Source organism: Pseudomonas sp. 31 R 17, from assembly GCF_900004915.1.
GTDB lineage: Bacteria > Pseudomonadota > Gammaproteobacteria > Pseudomonadales > Pseudomonadaceae > Aquipseudomonas > Aquipseudomonas orientalis_A.
Map to the genome: position 1 here is coordinate 34,385 of NZ_CVTN01000079.1, position 18,386 is coordinate 52,770.

Below are 18,386 nucleotides of genomic sequence, written 5' to 3' on the forward strand. Positions count from 1 at the left end.
CGGGGAGCATCCAGGGTTTACAGCACACCAGGCAATCGCAGGCTCAATTGCGTTAAGGGAATCATCATGGCATTGAAAGACACGCTTCATTGGCGCTATGCAACCAAAAGCTACAACGACGACAAGGTCGCGCAAGAAAAAATTGATTCGATCCTGGAGGCCATACGCCTGGCCCCCAGCAGTTCGGGCCTGCAGCCTTTCAAGGTGTTAATCATCACTAACCCCGAGTTGAAGGCGCAATTGCAGCCGATCTGCGCCAATCAACAGCAAATCTCCACATCGTCACACTTGTTGATTTTTGCAGCCTGGGATGAGTACACACCTGAGCGGATCAATGCATTTTTTGAATACAGCAACGGGATACGTAATCTGCCTGCCACGGTCACCGATGATTACCGGTTATCGCTGCTCGATTCTTTTGGCAGCATGAGCAAGGAGCAGCAGTATGTTCATGCGTCCAAACAGTGCTACATCGCCTTGGGATTCGCGCTGGTAGCGGCAGCCGAACTGGGCGTGGATGCCACACCCATGGAAGGCTTCGACAACCAGGCAGTGAACGCGCTGCTGAAGCTTCCCGAGCAGGGGTTGAACAGTTCCGTTCTCTTGGCCCTGGGCTACCGGGATACTGAAAGCGATTGGCTGGTAAAACTCGAAAAGGTCAGGCGCGACAAGGCGCATCTGTTCGTCGAGATTGCGTAGGGTCTACTCCGGATAATTTCCAACAACACAGGTTGTAATCAGCAGGGCAGATAAAATGTGCCTGCATGCCGGTTCAGGCGCCGTTGCCGAGACCCCATGCAGGCCATGCACGTTGCGCAAGGCATTCCCACACTCAGCTTCTATTGAACGGCCTCGTCTGCCTTGCCGGGGCTTGGTATGGCTTTGTCACTGGCAGGCGGCGCCCGTCTTGTACGCCACATCTGACCGACGTCCAGCGGGCGTGCGATCAGCAGCTCTGCCGATACACTCGACGGACCAAATGTGCGCACTTCATACATCGCTTCGAAGGCGTCGCTATTGCCTAGCACGGTCTTCAAGCGACTCAGCTCGGCACTGTCCGATGCAATTTTCGCGGCCTCAATCAGTGCCGGGTCCATAATGCCGGCAACGACGACGATGTGATTGCCTGCGGGTCCCGGAAAGCGAGCAAGGTACGCATAATCACGACGCATGATTCTGTCAGTGGAGGGTTCGGCCCAATCAGATTGAAATTTATCCCCGGTGGCTAGATCCACAAGGGTATCGCCGCTGGCCGACAGCGAAAACCCGGAGAGATCAAAAAACGGCTCCTGCAGATCACCGAGCGTGTCGAGCAAACCCACATAGACAATATCGTGATCGCTCAGCATCTCATTGGTGAAACGTGAGGTTGTCACATTCTTGATCAGGCTCGAATTTCCGGACCTGGTTGCGACCATGACGGGCATCACCGAAACCAGCGCTGATGCGAGCCCGCTCGGCAAGTGATAGGCATTCATGTCGACATACTTTTGGCCGGGCACCGGCATCCGCTGTTTGTACTTATTGAGGTCCTCGCTGGAAGCGATGGTGGAATCAGCGACCATACGCAGAATGGAACCGTCAGTGCCCTGTTCACCGAATACATAAAAATCACCGGAAACGATGAGTAGCGGCGCCAGATTGTTCGCGATACCACTCCAGAGCGTGCTGTCGATCCGCGAATCACTGGGTGATTTGCCTGCCAACCAGAGCCAGCACAGTGCGTTGAGCGTGAGGAAAAGCGCCGCGCCGGCTAAATACCGCCAATCAAGGAGGCGTCGGCGCACAGGGTCGGCGTATTTGTCTTGCTCTTCGGGCACAACGACGACCAGACGATATTCACCACGCGGAAGGATAAGCCGCTCGCCACGCTCATCGACGGGCGCCGCATCGAGTTTTTTTCGCAACCGATGAATATGCACGCGAACCGTTGCATCAGCCGCGAGATCCACGCTGGCGGATCGACCAAACACGACGAGTGCAATCTCGATTTCTTTGGTTGCGGTCGCCGTCAGTGATCGTTCGAGGAGAAACTCGAAAAGACGAATGATCTGTTGCGATTTACCGAGCGCACCACTCTTCAAGAGTCTGTGCGCGTGCGCTGTGAGCCGATCTACCTGGTCAACTTCCTGCGACTTGTCCATTTCACATCCTGACTGCGCTCGTCGCCATTGAGGATAAGGCGATGAGCTCTACCTAAGCATAGGCGGCAGGTCGTCCGCATCCGTATCCCAAATTGGCACTTGGCCAAGCGCACAACCATTGGCGTTGCGAAAAAGAGGTCGGCGCAAACTGGGTCAGCGGGTTTCCCGGCTTACGCTTACCGCCGCGCAATATCCGAAAAGTAAAACTTGTCCAGCGTATGCCGCGACTCGGTGTATTCGAACTGCCGCCCGTCCTGCAGGAACGTCTGGTTACTCACCACGATCACATGGCTTTGCCCGTCAAGGTCCAGGTGCGCCTGGTCGTCCTTGCTGCGCGGCAGGGCTTCGATGGTGCGCTGGGCATAGCTGATCTGCAGCTGCAGCGTCTGCTCGATAAACGCGTAGATCGACTGCTCGGCAATCGAGCGGTCCAGGCCGGGGATCAGGTCGGCGACGAAGTGGTTGATGTCCAGGATCACCCGTTTGCCGCCAATGCGCCGTACCCGCTTGATCCGGGTGATCAGCGTGCCGGGTTCAGCCTCGATGTGCTGTTGCAATGAGCCTTCCAGCGGCACTTGGGTGAACTCGACCACTTCGGTGCGTATGTCATCGCCCAGGTCGGCGTGGGTTTCATGGAAGCTCACGATGCCACCCAGTTGAAACTCGATCGGGTTCGGCGACAACACAAAGGTGCCTTTGCCGTGGATCTTCTGCGCGAAACCGCGCTCCTGCAACTGCTCGATCGCTCGACGCACCGTGCCCCGGCTGGCCTGGTAGCTGTCCATCAGTTCGGTTTCGGAGGGAAGGCGTGTGCCGCGCTGCAGGCGTTCGGTGGTGATGCTGGCAAGCAGATCGGTATAGATCTGGTTGTATTTGCTCATGGGATGGCTCGATGCCCGGCTCTATGAAGGTGAACGGCGCTTTCAAGGCAGGAACCTTAGTGGCACCTGTGGGGTTTGTCCATTCGCCACTGATGCGGGGGGAGGAAATGTCTGACGGACCATTTGCAAAAGTTAAACAAAATTGTAACTCGTATAGACGAGTTGTTGATTTCACTCGTACAGACGAGTAATTTGCCCTCTCGGCGTGCTGCCAATGACTGCCACCCATAAAAACAATCACAGTGGAAAACGAGCATGAGCCACGACTATTCGATGATTGCCCGCGAGATTCTCGAGAACCTCGGGGGGCGCGACAACCTTGAGCAAGCTGCCCACTGCGTGACGCGCCTGCGCCTGGCGCTCAAGGACCCCAGCCTGGTCAACAGCAGTGCGTTGAACCAGGTCGACCTGGTCAAGGGATCGTTCTTCACCGGCGGTTTGTTCCAGGTGGTGATCGGCCCCGGCGAAGTGGAAAAGGTCTACGCCGCCTTGCGCGACGTCACGGGGCTGGCGGCATCGACCATCGCCGATGTGAAGCGCAAGGGCGCCGACAAGACCAACCCGATGCAGCGCCTGGTGCGGGTGTTCTCCGATGTGTTCATGCCGATCCTGCCGGCGTTGATCATTGCCGGCCTGCTCATGGGCATCAACAACCTGATGGGCGCCAAGGGCATGTTCATCGAGGGCCAGACGCTGCTGGAGGCGTACCCGAACCTGGATGGCCTGTGGAGCCTGATCAACCTGATGGCCAACACCTCGTTCGTGTTCCTGCCGGCACTGGTGGGCTGGTCGGCGGCCAAGCGTTTTGGCGGCAGTGAAATTCTCGGCATCGTGCTGGGCCTGATGCTGGTTCACCCGGACCTGCTCAACGCCTGGAACTACGGCAAGGCAGTCGCCGGCCTCGACGGCCAGAGCCTGCCGTACTTCGATATTCTTGGCTGGTTCCAGATCGAGAAAGTGGGCTACCAGGGGCAGATCCTGCCAATCCTGATGGCGGCCTACGTCATGAGCGTGATCGAAAAATGGCTGCGGGCACGGGTGCCCAACGCCATCCAGCTGCTCGTGGTGCCTATCACCACCATCGTTGTGACCGGCGTGCTGGCGTTGGCCATTATTGGCCCGGTCACCCGGCACCTGGGCATCCTGATTACCGAGGGTGTGGTGACATTGTTCGACCTGGCACCGATGGTCGGCGGCGCGATTTTCGGCCTGCTCTATGCCCCACTGGTCATCACCGGCATGCACCACATGTTCCTCGCCGTGGACCTGCAGTTGATCTCGACCCAGGGCGGCACCTTTATCTGGCCGATGATCGTCATGTCCAACCTGGCCCAGGGCAGCGCCGCACTGGCTGTGTTCTACATGAGCCGCAATGCGCGGGACAAGAGCATGGCGTCGACGTCGGCGATTTCCGCCTACTTCGGTATCACTGAGCCGGCGATGTTCGGCGTGAACCTGCGCTTCAAGTTTCCATTCTATGCCGCGCTGCTGGGCTCGGCGCTGGGCAGCATTTTCCTGTCGCTGAACAAGGTGCAGGCATCGGCCATCGGCGTCGGTGGCCTGCCTGGATTTATCTCGATCATGCCGAGCGCCATTGCGATGTTTGTGATCGGCATGGCGGTGGCGATTGTCGTGCCCTTTGTTGTGACCTGTGTGTTGAGCATGAAGATTGTTCGGCCTGGATACAGGGTCGCCTGATCAATCGCCATCGGGGGCAAGCCCCCTCCCACATTTGAAAGCCATTCCCCTGTGGGAGGGGGCTTGCCCCCGATGAGGCCCCCAAGGCAAGCAAAAAACTCTACTGAAGGAACCCACCATGCAAACCTGGCAACACTCGGTGATCTACCAGATCTACCCCAAAAGCTTCCACAGCCACGCGGGTAACGCCACCGGTGACCTGCTGGGCATCGTCGACAAGCTCGACTACCTGCAATGGCTGGGCATCGATTGCCTGTGGGTCACCCCGTTCCTGCGCTCACCGCAGCGCGACAACGGCTACGACATCAGCGACTACTACGCCATCGATCCCAGCTACGGGACCATGGCCGATTGCGACCTGTTGATCAGCGAAGCGGCCAAGCGCGGTATCAGGTTGATGCTCGATATCGTGGTCAACCACACCTCCGTCGAGCATGAGTGGTTTCGGCAGGCGCGCAGCAGCCTCGACAATCCCTACCGCGACTTCTACATCTGGCGCGACCAGCCCAACAGCTGGGAATCCAAGTTCGGCGGCTCGGCCTGGGAATACGAGGCGCAAACCGGCCAGTACTACCTGCACCTGTTCGACCACACCCAGGCCGACCTCAACTGGGACAACCCCAGGGTGCGCGCCGAAGTCTTCAAGATGATGCGCTTCTGGCGTGACAAGGGCGTGGGCGGCTTTCGCCTGGATGTGATCAACCTGATCTCCAAGCCCGCGGATTTCCCCGACGACCACACCGATGGCCGGCGCTTCTACACCGACGGCCCCAACGTGCACGACTACCTGCAGCAAATGCACCGCGAAGTCTTCGAGGGCCATGACCTGATCAATGTCGGCGAAATGTCCTCCACCAGCTTGGAGCACTGCATTCGCTACTCCAATCCGGCGTCGAAAGAGCTGTCGATGACCTTCAACTTTCATCACCTGAAAGTCGATTACCCGAAGCTGCAGAAGTGGGTGGAGGCCGAGTTCGATTTCCTGCAACTCAAGCAGATCTTCTCCAACTGGCAGTCGGGCATGCAGGCCGGTGGCGGCTGGAACGCGCTGTTCTGGTGTAACCACGACCAGCCCCGGGTGGTCTCGCGGTTTGGCGATGACGGCGTCCATCGCGTGGTGTCGGCCAAGATGCTCGCCACCGCACTGCACTTGCTCCAGGGCACGCCTTATGTGTACCAGGGCGAAGAGCTGGGCATGACCAATCCGGGCTTCGACAGGATCGACCAATACCGTGATGTGGAGACCCTGAATATCTTTCGCCTCAAGCGCAATGCCGGTGAATCCGAGGCGTCGAGCATGGCCGCGATCATGCAGAAGTCTCGCGACAACGGCCGCACGCCGATGCAGTGGAACAGTCAGCCCGGCGCCGGTTTCAGCAGCGGCGAGCCGTGGATCGGCATCCCGGCCAATGCGGCGCAGATCAACGTCGAGCGCCAACTGGATGATCCTGACTCGGTGCTGCATCACTACCGCGCGCTGATCGCCTTGCGTCGCCGTGAACCCCTGATCCAGGAAGGCATTTACCGCGAACTGCTGCAAGGCCATCCCCAGGTCTGGGCGTACCTGCGCGAAGGCCGGGGCGAGCGCTTGCTGGTGGTCAACAACTTCTACGGCACGCCATGTGAAATCCAGTTGCCCGATCAGTTCATCAACGCCGCGAGCGAGCAACGCCTGCTGATCAGCAACTACCCCGACTGCCCGGTGCGCACCCGCGCGGTGGCGCTGCGCCCTTACGAATCGTTTGTGCTGCACCTGACTGGTTGAAATAGCGCCTGTAGGAGCGAGCTTGCTCGCGAAGGTCGTCAACGATAACGCGCCCCTCCAGGTGCAGCGTGGAGCCTGGAAGTGCTTCGCAAGCAAGCTCGCTCCTACAGGCGATCGCGTCACGCAAGACAGTAAGAAAAACAATAAAAATATCGGAGTGCTTTATGAAAACAACAATAAAGCTGGGCCTCGTTGCATCCTGCCTGAGCCTGCCCTTTGGTGCTCAAGCCCTGGAGTTTGGCGGTTACCTGCGCAGCGGCGCCGGCACCTCTACCGGCAGCGGCAAGCAGCAGTGCTTCCAATTGCCGGGCGCGCAAACCAAATACCGCCTGGGCAACGAATGCGAGCAGTACGGCGAACTGGAGTTGCGCCAGGACCTGCTGACCTTCGACGATGGCTCGGTGCTCAGCGTCGATGCCATGGCGTCGCTCTATAACAAGTACGACCGCGCCCTCAAATTCCAGGGCGAGGACAACGGCTCTGCGCGTATGCCGCAGATGTATGCGCAATGGTCCAACCTGCCCAGCCTCAATGGCGGTTCGCTGTGGGCCGGGCGGCGTTACTACAAGCGTAACGACATCCATATCTCCGACTTCTACTACTGGAACCAGAGCGCCACCGGTGGGGGTATCGAGGATGTGTTGATCGGCGGCTTGAAATACAGCTACGCGCTGTCGCGCAAAGACAACCTCTACCAGAAGGAATACGCCACCCGGCATGACTTCAACGTGGCCGGTTTCAACACCAACCCTGGCGGCGAACTGGAGCTTGGCTTGAGCTACATCCAAAAGGCTGGCGGGCGTGACACCAACAGCGGCTGGGCGTTGACCGCGCAGCATGTGCAAAGCGCGTTCCTGGGCGGCAAGAACAAATTCGCGTTGCAATATGGCGAAGGTCCTGGCACCGGCCTGGGCTATACCGGCAATACGCGGTTGGACAACAGCAGCAAAAGCTACCGTGCCGTGGAGTTTTTCGACTGGCAACTGACGCCGCGTTTTGGCGGGCAGGTGCAGGCGGTGTACCAGAAGGATGTGCGGCCCGGGCGTCAGGACCTGAACTGGCTGTCGCTCGGCGTGCGCCCGGCGTATGCCATCAGCGAGCAATTCAAACTGGTCACCGAGCTGGGGCACGATCAGGTCGAGGCCACGGGCGGTACGCGCAAGCTGAGCAAATTCACCTTCGCGCCGACCTGGTCGCCCAAGGGCCCGGAATTCTGGGCACGGCCGGAAGTGCGCTTGTACTACACCTATGCCACTTGGAACCAGGCGGCCAAGCGCGCGGCGAATGAGCTGGCGGCAGGTTCGGCGTTGTCCGACACCGGTGCCTACGGCACAGCGCGGCATGGGTCGAACATGGGCGTGCAGGTTGAATACTGGTGGAAATGACTCGTACTGATGGGGGAGGGGGCACGCCTCCTCCCACATTTGATCTTCGTTTCCCATGAATTTAAAGAACAACAACAGGTGAAGCCATGAACCCCTCTCAACCCCTGGAACTGCTGGCACCCCTGTCCGGAATGCTGCTGGCGCTGGATCAGGTACCGGACCCGGTATTTTCCAGCCGCATGATCGGTGATGGTGTGTGCATCGATCCCACCTCGCAGACCCTCTGTGCACCGCTCGCCGGAGTGATCAGCAATATCCAGGACAGCGGCCATGCGGTCAGCGTCACCGACGACAACGGCGTACAGGTGCTGATGCATATCGGCCTGGACACCGTGAGCCTGGCGGGCAAGGGCTTTACGCGCCTGGTCGAAGAGGGCCAGCGGGTGACGGCCGGCCAGCCGTTGATCGAGTTCGATGCCGACTATGTGGCGCTCAATGCGCGCAGTCTGTTGACCTTGATGCTGGTGGTCAGTGGCGAGCCGTTTGTGGTGCTGGCGGCGCAGGGCGACATGCTTGAGGAGGGCCGGCCGGTGCTGCGACTGTCGCCCGGCGAGGCAGCGGCGGACGCGAATGAGCAGCAGGGCTCGGCGCTGTTCTCCAAACCGCTGACCTTGCTCAATGCCCACGGCTTGCACGCTCGCCCTGCGGCGGTGCTGGCCCAGGCGGCCAAAGGCTTCAGCTCGAGCATCTACCTGCACAAGCAGACCCAGAGCGCCAACGCCAAGTCGTTGGTGGCGATCATGGCGCTGCAAACCGTGCAGGGCGATACCTTGCAGGTGAGCGCGGCGGGGGAGGACGCGCAGGCTGCGATCCGAGCGTTAACGGCGTTGTTGGCCGAGGGGTGTGGCGAAACGGTGGTGGCTCCGACCGAGCCGGTCGAACCTGTCGCGCCGGTGTCGTCGGCCACGCTGCTGCGCGGCGTATGCGCATCACCGGGCTCGGCGTTCGGCCAGGTGGTCCAGGTGGCTGAACCTGAACTGGTAGTTAATGAAGCCGGTGCAGGCGAAGCCACCGAGCGCGATGCATTGACGCGTGGCCTGCTGGCGGCCAACGAGGCGTTGCAACGCTTGCAGGCCGGCGCCGCCGGCAGTGCCCAGGCCGATATCTTCCGCGCCCATCAGGAGCTGCTTGAAGACCCGACGCTGCTTGAGCAGGCCCACCTGTTGCTGGCGAAGGGCAAAAGCGCAGCATTCGCCTGGAACAGCGCAACCGCCGCCACGGCTAAATTGTTCCAGGGCCTGGGCAATACGTTGCTCGCCGAGCGTGCGGCAGACCTGTCCGACGTCGGCCGGCGCGTGCTTGAACTGATCCTGGGTGTCGAGGATCGTGCCTGGGCGCTGCCGGATCAGGCGATCCTGATCGCCGAGCAACTGACCCCCTCGCAAACGGCGAATCTCGATACCCGCAAGGTGATGGGATTTGTCACGGTCGGCGGCGGCGCTACCAGTCACGTCGCGATCCTCGCCCGTGCGCTGGGCATACCCGCCCTCTGCGGTGCACCTGCTGACATATTGGCGTTGGCCGAGGGTACGCACGTGCTACTTGACGCCGACAAGGGCGAACTGCACCTGGCGCCGGATCAGGTCGATATCGACCACTTGCAGGCGGCCCGTGAACGGCAGGGGTTGCGACGTCAGCGCGAAATGGCCGAGGCCGCCCAGGCTGCCGTCACCCGCGACGGCCGTCACATCGACGTCACGGCCAACGTCGCCTCGTTGCAGGAAGTGGAGCAGTCCCTGGCCCTGGGCGGCGAGGGCGTCGGTCTGCTGCGTTCGGAATTCCTCTACCTGGACCGCAACCGCGCGCCCAGCCCCGCCGAGCAGGCCGGCACCTATCGTGCGATTGCCCGTGCCCTGGGCACCGAGCGCAATCTGGTGGTGCGCACCCTGGATGTCGGCGGCGACAAACCGCTGGCCTATGTACCGATGGAAGCCGAAACCAACCCGTTCCTGGGCTTGCGCGGTATTCGCCTGTGCCTGGAGCGGCCGGAACTGTTGCGTGAACAGTTTCGCGCAATCCTTGCCTGTGCCGGGCTGGCGCGGCTGCACATCATGTTGCCGATGGTCAGCCTGCTTTCGGAACTGCATCTGGCGCGCAAGGTGCTCGAGGAGGAAGCGCGGGCACTCGGGCTCAGCGAGTTGCCAAAGCTTGGCATCATGATTGAAGTGCCGTCCGCCGCGTTGATGGCGGATATGTTCGCGCCCCATGTAGATTTCTTTTCCATCGGAACCAATGACCTGACCCAATACACCCTGGCCATGGACCGCGACCACCCACGGCTGGCCAGCCAGGCCGACAGTTTTCACCCGGCGGTGCTGCGCCTGATCGCAACCACGGTCAAGGCTGCCCATGCCCATGGCAAGTGGGTGGGCGTCTGCGGTGCGCTGGCCTCCGAAACCCTGGCGGTGCCGGTGCTGATCGGGCTGGGCGTGGATGAACTGTCGGTCAGCGTGCCGTTGATCCCGAGCATCAAGGCCACCGTGCGTGAACTGGACCTGGCCGACTGCCAGATCATCGCCCGGCAAGTGCTGGGCCTGGAAGAAGCCGGCCAGGTGCGTGAGGCCTTGCGCCTTTACCACGCCGCCACCGTTGAAACCTCATCTGTCGTGGAGCATTGAGCATGTTCGAGAAATTGCAGCAGGCGTTCTGGAAAGCCCTGACGCCGGATCTGATTGCGGAAACGGTCGCGGCGCCGGCGGGGGAGAACCTGTTACCGGTCGATGTGTTGAGTGCATTGGGCGGCGAGGCCAACCTCACGTCGCAACAACGCGTGGCGTTGACGCGGGTGCGGGTGCAGTTGAAAGAGGCGGGGCGGTTGGATGAGGCTGCGCTGAAGGCGGCGGGCGTACCGGGCGTCATGGTGTTGACGGGAGGCGTCGTCCATCTGCTGACCGGCCTCCAAGCCAAATCCTAGCGCAGATCCAAATGTGGGAGGGGGCTTGCCCCCGATAGCGGTGGATCAGTCACCTTATGTAGTGACTGACACTCTGCTATCGGGGGCAAGCCCCCTCCCACATTGATTCCCGGCGTTCTTATAACTGCGGGGTCTCTTCCGGCGGCTTGGTCTTGTCCACACCCGGCACATGCAGGTTGCCTTCCACCACCTGGTTACCTTCCAGCTGCGGCTGGGTCACCCAGGTCAGAATGTCGTAGTAGCGTCGGATGTTCGCCACAAAATGCACCGGCTCGCCGCCCCGGGCATAACCGTAGCGGGTCTTGCTGTACCACTGCTTCTGCGACAGGCGCGGCAGCATTTTCTTCACATCCAGCCACTTGTTCGGGTTCAGGCCTTCCTTCCTGGCCAGAAGGCGCGCGTCGTCCAGGTGGCCGGTGCCGACGTTGTAGGCGGCGAGGGCAAACCAGGTGCGGTCGGGCTCGGCGATCTTGTCGTCCAGCTCGTCCTTGATCTTGGCCAGGTACTTGGCGCCGCCCATGATGCTTTGTTTGGCGTCCAGGCGATTGGACACGCCCATCGCCTGGGCGGTGTTCTGGGTCAGCATCATCAGGCCGCGCACGCCGGTCTTGGACGTCACCGCCGGCTGCCACAGCGATTCCTGATAGCCGATGGCCGCCAATAGGCGCCAATCGACCTTTTCTTCCTTGGCGTAGGCGCGAAAGTGCTTTTCGTACTTGGGCAGGCGCTGTTGCAAATGCTGGGCGAAGGTATAGGCGCCGACATAGCCCAGTACATCGACGTGCCCGTAATAGCGATCTTTCAGACGCTGGAGGGTGCCGTTCTTCTCGACCTTGTCCAGGTAGCTGTTGATCTCGTTGAGCAGGCTGTTGTCGATGCCGGCGGCCACGGCCCAGCTCTGGTTGCTGGCATTGCCGAGGTCGAATGCGACCCGCACGTTGGGGAAGTACACCTGGTTCATGGCGACTTCATTGGAGTCCACCAGGGTCAGGTCGATTTGTCCTTCGTCGACCATGCGTAGCAAGTCGACTACTTCAACGGCGTCGGACTCTTCGTATTCAATCGCAGGATTCTGCTTTTTAAGCGCCGCCAACTGCTCGGCGTGGGTGCTGCCCTTGAGCACCATGATCTTCTTGCCGACCAGGTCCGCCGCATTGGTCGGCCGTGACTGGCCGTTGCGGTAGATGATCTGCGGCGTGACTTCGAGGTACGGATGGGAAAAACGCACCTGCTGCTGGCGCTGTTCGCTGCTGACCAGGCCGGCAGCGGCGAGCACTGGGCCGTTGGGCTTGCCCAGCTGGCCGAACAGGTCATCGAGGTTGTCGGCGGTTTCGATCTCCAGCTTGACGCCCAGGTCATCGGCAAAGCGCTTGACCAGTTCGTATTCGAAACCAGTTTCACCGTTGCGGTCCTGGAAATACGTAGCGGGGCTGTTCCGGGTAACCACCCGCAATACGCCATCCTCCTTGATTCGCTCGAGCGTGCTGGGCTTATCAACACAGGCGCTGAGCATCAGGAAGAGTCCGGTTGCGATGAGCCATTTGGCGCATCGCGGGCGCAAAGCAGTTGGGGAGAACATCTGCGCAGTATACGCAAACGGCCCACGGCGCCATATCTCGACAGCGGCACACTTGTCTGCTAGTCGCTGCAAAACTGTGCTGTATCCCGCAGAAACGTGGCCTGGCGCGTGATTGTGGCGGTTAAAATATCTGCGCCCGAGGCCATGGATTGTCCCTGGGCACCGCGCAAACCGTGCCAACTGACGTTCGGCAGCGGCCAGCGGTAGCGTTTCGGGTGCCGTGGGCGAAGGTTTACGCTAGAATGCACGGCCTCAAAGCACACCCCTTCCCGAGGCTGTCCCGAAGATGTTGATCCTGCGCGGCGCTCCTGCCCTTTCTGCCTTTCGCCACAGCAAACTCCTTGAACAACTGAGCCAGAAGGTTCCAGCGGTTACAGGCCTGTATGCTGAATTTGCTCACTTCGCCGACGTAACCGGCGTCTTGACCGCCGACGAACAGCAAGTGCTCGCACGCCTTCTGAAGTACGGCCCAAGCGTTCCCGTCCAAGAGCCGACTGGCCGCTTGTTCCTGGTTCTGCCGCGGTTCGGCACCATCTCGCCGTGGTCGAGCAAGGCCAGCGACATCGCCCGCAACTGCGGCCTGGATAAAATCCAGCGCCTGGAGCGTGGTATCGCGTTCTACGTGGCCGGCCAGTTCAGCGACGCCGACGCCGAGCTGATCGCCAGCAGCCTGCACGACCGCATGACCCAGATCATCGTCAGCCAGCTGGAACAGGCCGCCGGCCTGTTCAGCCACGCCGAGCCCAAGCCGCTCACTGCAATTGACGTGCTTGGCGGTGGCCGCGCCGCCCTCGAGAAGGCCAACACCGAACTGGGCCTGGCCCTGGCCGAAGACGAGATCGACTACCTGGTCAACGCCTTCAACGGCTTGAAGCGCAACCCCCACGACATCGAACTGATGATGTTCGCCCAGGCCAACTCCGAGCATTGCCGTCACAAGATCTTCAACGCCAGTTGGGACATCGACGGCCAGAGCCAGGAAAAAAGCCTGTTCGGCATGATCAAGAACACCTACGTGATGCACAGCGAAGGCGTTCTGTCGGCTTATAAGGACAACGCCTCGGTGATCGTCGGCTCCGTTGCCGGCCGCTTCTTCCCGGACCCGGAAACCCGCCAGTACGGCGCGGTGCAGGAACCGGTGCACATCCTGATGAAGGTTGAAACCCACAACCACCCGACCGCGATTGCCCCGTTCCCGGGCGCAGCCACCGGTTCCGGCGGCGAAATCCGCGACGAAGGTGCTACCGGCCGTGGCGCCAAGCCAAAGGCGGGCCTCACCGGTTTCACCGTGTCCAACCTGCAGATCCCCGGCTTCGAACAGCCGTGGGAAGTGCCGTACGGCAAGCCTGAGCGCATCGTGACCGCACTGGACATCATGATCGAAGGCCCGCTGGGCGGCGCCGCGTTCAACAACGAATTCGGTCGTCCGGCGTTGACCGGTTATTTCCGTACCTTCGAACAGTCCATCACCACCCCCCGTGGCGATGAAGTGCGCGGCTACCACAAGCCAATCATGTTGGCCGGCGGCATGGGCAACATCCGTGAAGAACACGTCAAGAAAGGCGAGATCCTGGTCGGCTCCAAGCTGATCGTGCTCGGCGGCCCGGCCATGTTGATCGGCCTGGGCGGCGGCGCAGCGTCCTCCATGGCCACCGGCACCAGTTCGGCGGACCTCGACTTCGCTTCCGTCCAGCGCGAAAACCCTGAAATGGAACGCCGCTGCCAGGAAGTCATCGACCGTTGCTGGCAGTTGGGCGACAAGAACCCGATCAGCTTCATCCACGACGTCGGTGCTGGCGGTTTGTCCAACGCCTTCCCGGAACTGGTCAACGATGGCGAGCGTGGTGGCCGTTTCGAACTGCGCAATATTCCAAACGACGAGCCGGGCATGGCCCCGCACGAAATCTGGAGCAATGAATCCCAGGAACGCTACGTGCTGGCCGTCGGCCCTGAAGATTTTGCGCGCTTCCAGGCCATCTGCGAACGTGAGCGCTGCCCGTTTGCCGTGGTCGGCGAAGCCACTGCCGAGCCGCAGCTGACGGTCACCGACAGCCACTTCGGCAACAGCCCGGTGGACATGCCACTCGAAGTGCTGCTGGGCAAAGCCCCGCGCATGCACCGTTCGGCGGTACGTGAAAACGAATTGGGCGATGATTTCGACCCAAGCACCCTTGAGCTGGCCGACAGCATCGAGCGCGTGCTGCACCACCCCGCCGTGGCGAGCAAAAGCTTCCTGATCACCATCGGCGACCGCACTATCACTGGCCTTGTTGCCCGTGACCAAATGGTCGGCCCGTGGCAGGTTCCCGTGGCCGACGTTGCCGTCACCGCCACCAGCTTCGACGTCTACACCGGTGAAGCCATGGCCATGGGCGAGCGCACGCCGCTGGCCCTGCTGGACGCTCCGGCGTCGGGCCGCATGGCCATTGGTGAAACCCTGACCAACATCGCGGCCTCGCGCATCGGCAAGCTGTCCGACATCAAACTGTCGGCCAACTGGATGTCCGCTGCCGGCCACCCCGGTGAAGATGCGCGCCTCTACGACACGGTTAAAGCAGTCGGCATGGAGCTGTGCCCTGAGCTGGGCATCACCATTCCGGTGGGCAAGGACTCCATGTCCATGGCCACCCGTTGGAACGAAGACGGCACCGACAAGAGCGTCACCTCGCCACTGTCGTTGATCGTGACCGGTTTCGCGCCGGTCACCGACATCCGCCAGACCCTGACCCCGCAACTGCGCATGGACAAGGGCACCACCGATCTGATCCTGATCGACCTGGGCCGTGGCCAGAACCGCATGGGCGCCTCGATCCTGGCGCAGACTCACGGCAAGCTCGGCAAACACGCGCCGGATGTCGACGACGCCGAAGACCTCAAGGCCTTCTTCGCGGTGATCCAGGGCCTGAATGCCGACGGTCACCTGCTGGCTTACCACGACCGTTCCGACGGTGGTTTGCTGACCAGCGTGGTCGAAATGGCCTTCGCCGGTCACTGCGGCCTGAACATCGTGCTCGACAGCGTTGCCGAGGATGCCGCCGAGATCAACGGCATCCTGTTCAACGAAGAATTGGGTGCGGTGATCCAAGTGCGCCAGGACGCTACCCCGGACGTGCTCGCACAGTTCAGCGCTGCCGGTCTTGCCGAATGCGTGGCGGTGATTGGCCAGCCGATCAACAACGGTGAAGTCAATATCTCGTTCAACGGCGACACGGTCTTTACCGGTCAGCGCCGCTTGCTGCAGCGCCAGTGGGCCGAGACCAGCTACCAGGTCCAGCGCCTGCGCGACAACGTCGACTGCGCCGAGCAGGAATTCGACGCGATCCTGGAAGAAGACAACCCGGGCCTGAGCACCATGCTCAGCTTCGACGTCAACCAGGACATTGCCGCGCCCTACATCAAGAAGGGTATTCGCCCACAGGTTGCCGTGCTGCGTGAGCAGGGCGTCAACGGCCAGGTGGAAATGGCGGCGGCGTTCGACCGTGCCGGGTTCAATGCGATCGACGTGCACATGAGCGACATTCTCGCCGGTCGCGTTGACCTCAATGAGTTCAAAGGTCTCGTAGCTTGCGGTGGTTTCTCCTACGGCGACGTGCTGGGTGCCGGTGAAGGCTGGGCCAAGTCGGCGCTGTTCAACAGCCGCGCCCGCGACGCGTTCCAGGGTTTCTTCGAGCGTAACGACAGCTTCACCCTGGGCGTGTGCAACGGTTGCCAGATGATGTCCAACCTCAGCGAACTGATCCCGGGCAGCGAGTTCTGGCCGCACTTTGTGCGTAACCGTTCCGAGCAGTTCGAAGCCCGTGTCGCCATGGTGCAGGTGCAGGAATCCAACTCGATCTTCCTGCAGGGCATGGCCGGTTCGCGTATGCCGATCGCCATCGCCCACGGCGAAGGCCATGCCGAGTTCGCCAGCGAAGAAGCGCTGCTCGAAGCCGACCTGTCCGGCACCGTGGCCCTGCGCTTCGTCGACAACCACGGCAAGGTCACCGAGAGCTACCCGGCCAACCCGAACGGCTCGCCGCGCGGCATCACCGGCCTCACCAGCCGCGACGGTCGCGTGACCATCATGATGCCGCACCCGGAGCGCGTATTCCGCGCCGTGCAGAACTCGTGGAGCCCGGAAGAGTGGAACGAAGACGGCGCCTGGATGCGCATGTTCCGCAATGCTCGCGTGTGGGTGAACTAAGGCGGTGTACAAGCTCGCCTTCTTCGTACCCGACAGCCACGTGGAGACGGTGAAAACCGCCGTCTTCGCAGCCGGCGGCGGGCGCATCGGCGACTACGACAGCTGCGCCTGGCAAGTGCTGGGCCAGGGCCAATTCCGCGCGTTGGACGGCAGCCAGCCGTTTATCGGGCAGGTGGGCCAGGTTGAAGTGGTTGAGGAGTGGAAGGTTGAGCTGGTGGTGGCGGATGCGTTGATTGTGGCTGTAGTGGCTGCGTTGAAACTGAGCCATCCGTATGAGACACCGGCGTATGAGGTGTGGCAGTTGGCGGATTTTTGATTCGCACGCTGCATAAACAAGAAACCCGCTGGGCCAGTTTGGTCGGCGGGTTTTTTGTTGCCTTTCAAGGCCTCATCGGGGGCAAGCCCCCTCCCACATTCAACTGCATTCCAACGATGAAACTCGGTCAACTGTGGGAGGGGGCTTGCCCCCGATGGCGTCCGCCCAGGCGCCTCAGACATTTCCGACAAGCCTTTCAGGTTGTCCCTCGGAACCTGTCTCAATAGCCTTCTTCGGTCGCTGTTAGTTCAGTGATCGGGATTTGAACTCAAAGCCCGCCCCGTAACCTTGTATTCGGGTTTTACAGTCAGTGATGGAATTGCCAGATACCGTTGTTCCGCGCCTCAATACAGATAGCGCACTAGGACAAGCCTTGGTTTCAATGTTCAGATCCATTGAAATGGAGTTGACGCTTGAAGGTGCCAAGCCTGGCGCGGTCAAGGTCATTGTCTTTGGTGGTTGTGCTGTCCACCTATATACGCACCATCGTATTTCCACGGATGTGGATGCGGAGATCTATTGTGCGAATTTTCGAGACAAACTGCGTTTACAGACACTGTTGGCAGAGTTTCCGGAACAGTTTTTCGATGAGCAGTCCGGCCGTGTGATGGAGCTGAACTATGACCTCCAATACAACACTAGCTTTGGTCCGCTTCACGAAGACTACTGGGAGCGAAGTATTCCTCTGGAAGAATTTCCTCTTGAGTCTGCACTGAATCTTCATATAGCCGCGCCTATCGACATTGCAATTTCCAAACTGGGCAGAGCCACTGATCAGGATGTAGATGACATCATGGCTTTGCTCAGGGCGGGCTTTATAGTGACCGCTGAGCTCCGTCAGCTGGCATTGCAGGCAATTGATATGTATGTTGGCAACAAAGAGCCACCCAGGTCCATACTGACCAATATCTTGCACGATTATCTGGAGACTGCAGATGGCGAAGCCTTTTAACGGTCCAGTCCTTTCTTGCGCCTTGGACACACTGGTCAAAAGCCCCTTGAATCAGGCTGATGATGCTGCCTTGGTCAGTGCAGCGAAAGCTGTGTGGTATTCCGATACGAATCTTGTGGGCGAGGTGAGGGCGTTCATTCAGGAGCACACCAGTGAGGTAGAGCTTCGTCGCGCAGGCTATTTGCTTGAGCGCTTCACACGCTTTTCGTGTGCGACCGATAGTCGGGTAAAGGAAGCGTTGAAGGCGCTTGAACTGTTTTCAGCTTCCAGGCAATACGTGAAACCCCAAGGCGCTGTCGCGTTGCGCAGTCGTCGTGACGAACTGGCAATGTCCTGGGGATTAAGTGAGGGTCTGGGTTTGAAGGTTCAGACCTTGATGCCTTTTCAGACCCGTCACTATGAAGCCGAACAGCGTGCGGCGTCTGCCTAGGTATAGATAGCTATCAAAGAACTCGGCTTAGGCCTAATACCGTTCAGTTAAGCGTATATCGCCCTCTGTAGGAGCGAGCTTGCTCGCGAAAAGCGTCAACGATAACGCGTGCTTCCTGAATGAACGCGGCGCCTGTGAG

General features: G+C 60.5%; 13 protein-coding genes. 10 read left to right on the forward strand and 3 right to left on the reverse strand.

Annotated features, from left to right (window positions below):
* The first annotated feature begins 66 nt into the window (after positions 1 to 66).
* Positions 67 to 699, forward strand: a complete 633-nt coding sequence (locus BFP89_RS21695; protein ID WP_065887496.1) for an NAD(P)H-dependent oxidoreductase — start codon at positions 67 to 69, stop codon at positions 697 to 699.
* A gap of 140 nt (positions 700 to 839) precedes the next feature.
* On the opposite strand, the gene BFP89_RS21700 is transcribed toward BFP89_RS21695, so the two are convergent.
* Both BFP89_RS21700 and treR read right to left on the reverse strand, forming a co-directional pair.
* Complete coding sequence (locus BFP89_RS21700; protein ID WP_065887497.1) at positions 840 to 2,144, reverse strand: hypothetical protein; 1,305 nt, start codon at positions 2,142 to 2,144, stop codon at positions 840 to 842.
* Between the two features lie 176 nt (positions 2,145 to 2,320).
* A complete protein-coding gene (treR, locus tag BFP89_RS21705; RefSeq protein ID WP_065887498.1) occupies positions 2,321 to 3,025 on the reverse strand; it encodes a trehalose operon repressor in 705 nt (234 codons plus the stop codon).
* 255 nt (positions 3,026 to 3,280) lie between these two features.
* On the opposite strand from treR, the gene treP reads away from it, so the two are divergent.
* The 5 genes from treP (at position 3,281) to BFP89_RS21730 (ending at position 10,787) form a co-directional block, all read left to right on the forward strand.
* The gene (gene treP / locus BFP89_RS21710; RefSeq protein WP_065887499.1) at positions 3,281 to 4,723 is read left to right on the forward strand and encodes a PTS system trehalose-specific EIIBC component; all 1,443 of its coding nucleotides are present in this window, start codon (positions 3,281 to 3,283) and stop codon (positions 4,721 to 4,723) included.
* Positions 4,724 to 4,841: 118 nt separating this feature from the next.
* On the forward strand, positions 4,842 to 6,488 hold the full coding sequence (gene treC / locus BFP89_RS21715; protein ID WP_065887500.1) for an alpha,alpha-phosphotrehalase: 1,647 nt from the start codon (positions 4,842 to 4,844) through the stop codon (positions 6,486 to 6,488).
* Between the two features lie 164 nt (positions 6,489 to 6,652).
* Positions 6,653 to 7,873, forward strand: a complete 1,221-nt coding sequence (locus tag BFP89_RS21720) for a maltoporin (protein ID WP_065887501.1) — start codon at positions 6,653 to 6,655, stop codon at positions 7,871 to 7,873.
* 86 nt (positions 7,874 to 7,959) lie between these two features.
* The gene (ptsP, locus tag BFP89_RS21725; protein ID WP_065887502.1) at positions 7,960 to 10,491 is read left to right on the forward strand and encodes a phosphoenolpyruvate--protein phosphotransferase; all 2,532 of its coding nucleotides are present in this window, start codon (positions 7,960 to 7,962) and stop codon (positions 10,489 to 10,491) included.
* Positions 10,492 to 10,493: 2 nt separating this feature from the next.
* Positions 10,494 to 10,787: a PTS transporter subunit EIIB gene (locus BFP89_RS21730; protein ID WP_065887503.1), complete on the forward strand. Its 294-nt coding sequence runs from the start codon at positions 10,494 to 10,496 to the stop codon at positions 10,785 to 10,787.
* 118 nt (positions 10,788 to 10,905) lie between these two features.
* Here BFP89_RS21730 and mltF read toward each other — a convergent pair whose 3' ends face one another.
* Positions 10,906 to 12,366: a membrane-bound lytic murein transglycosylase MltF gene (gene mltF, locus BFP89_RS21735; RefSeq protein WP_065887504.1), complete on the reverse strand. Its 1,461-nt coding sequence runs from the start codon at positions 12,364 to 12,366 to the stop codon at positions 10,906 to 10,908.
* A 286-nt stretch (positions 12,367 to 12,652) separates the two neighbouring features.
* Here mltF and purL point away from each other — a divergent pair, with 286 nt between their 5' ends.
* The 4 genes from purL to BFP89_RS21755 all read left to right on the forward strand — a co-directional run bounded on the left by purL (position 12,653) and on the right by BFP89_RS21755 (position 18,247).
* Complete coding sequence (gene purL / locus BFP89_RS21740; RefSeq protein WP_065887505.1) at positions 12,653 to 16,549, forward strand: phosphoribosylformylglycinamidine synthase; 3,897 nt, start codon at positions 12,653 to 12,655, stop codon at positions 16,547 to 16,549.
* A 4-nt stretch (positions 16,550 to 16,553) separates the two neighbouring features.
* The gene (locus tag BFP89_RS21745; RefSeq protein ID WP_065887506.1) at positions 16,554 to 16,865 is read left to right on the forward strand and encodes an NGG1p interacting factor NIF3; all 312 of its coding nucleotides are present in this window, start codon (positions 16,554 to 16,556) and stop codon (positions 16,863 to 16,865) included.
* A 313-nt stretch (positions 16,866 to 17,178) separates the two neighbouring features.
* Positions 17,179 to 17,817, forward strand: coding sequence for a DUF6036 family nucleotidyltransferase (locus BFP89_RS21750; protein WP_065887507.1), 639 nt, complete (start codon positions 17,179 to 17,181; stop codon positions 17,815 to 17,817).
* Positions 17,801 to 18,247 carry a hypothetical protein gene (locus tag BFP89_RS21755; protein ID WP_065887508.1) on the forward strand — a complete coding sequence of 149 codons (447 nt, stop codon included), beginning with the start codon at positions 17,801 to 17,803 and terminating at the stop codon, positions 18,245 to 18,247. The genes BFP89_RS21750 and BFP89_RS21755 overlap by 17 nt, the downstream gene beginning before the upstream one ends.
* Positions 18,248 to 18,386: the final 139 nt, after the last annotated feature.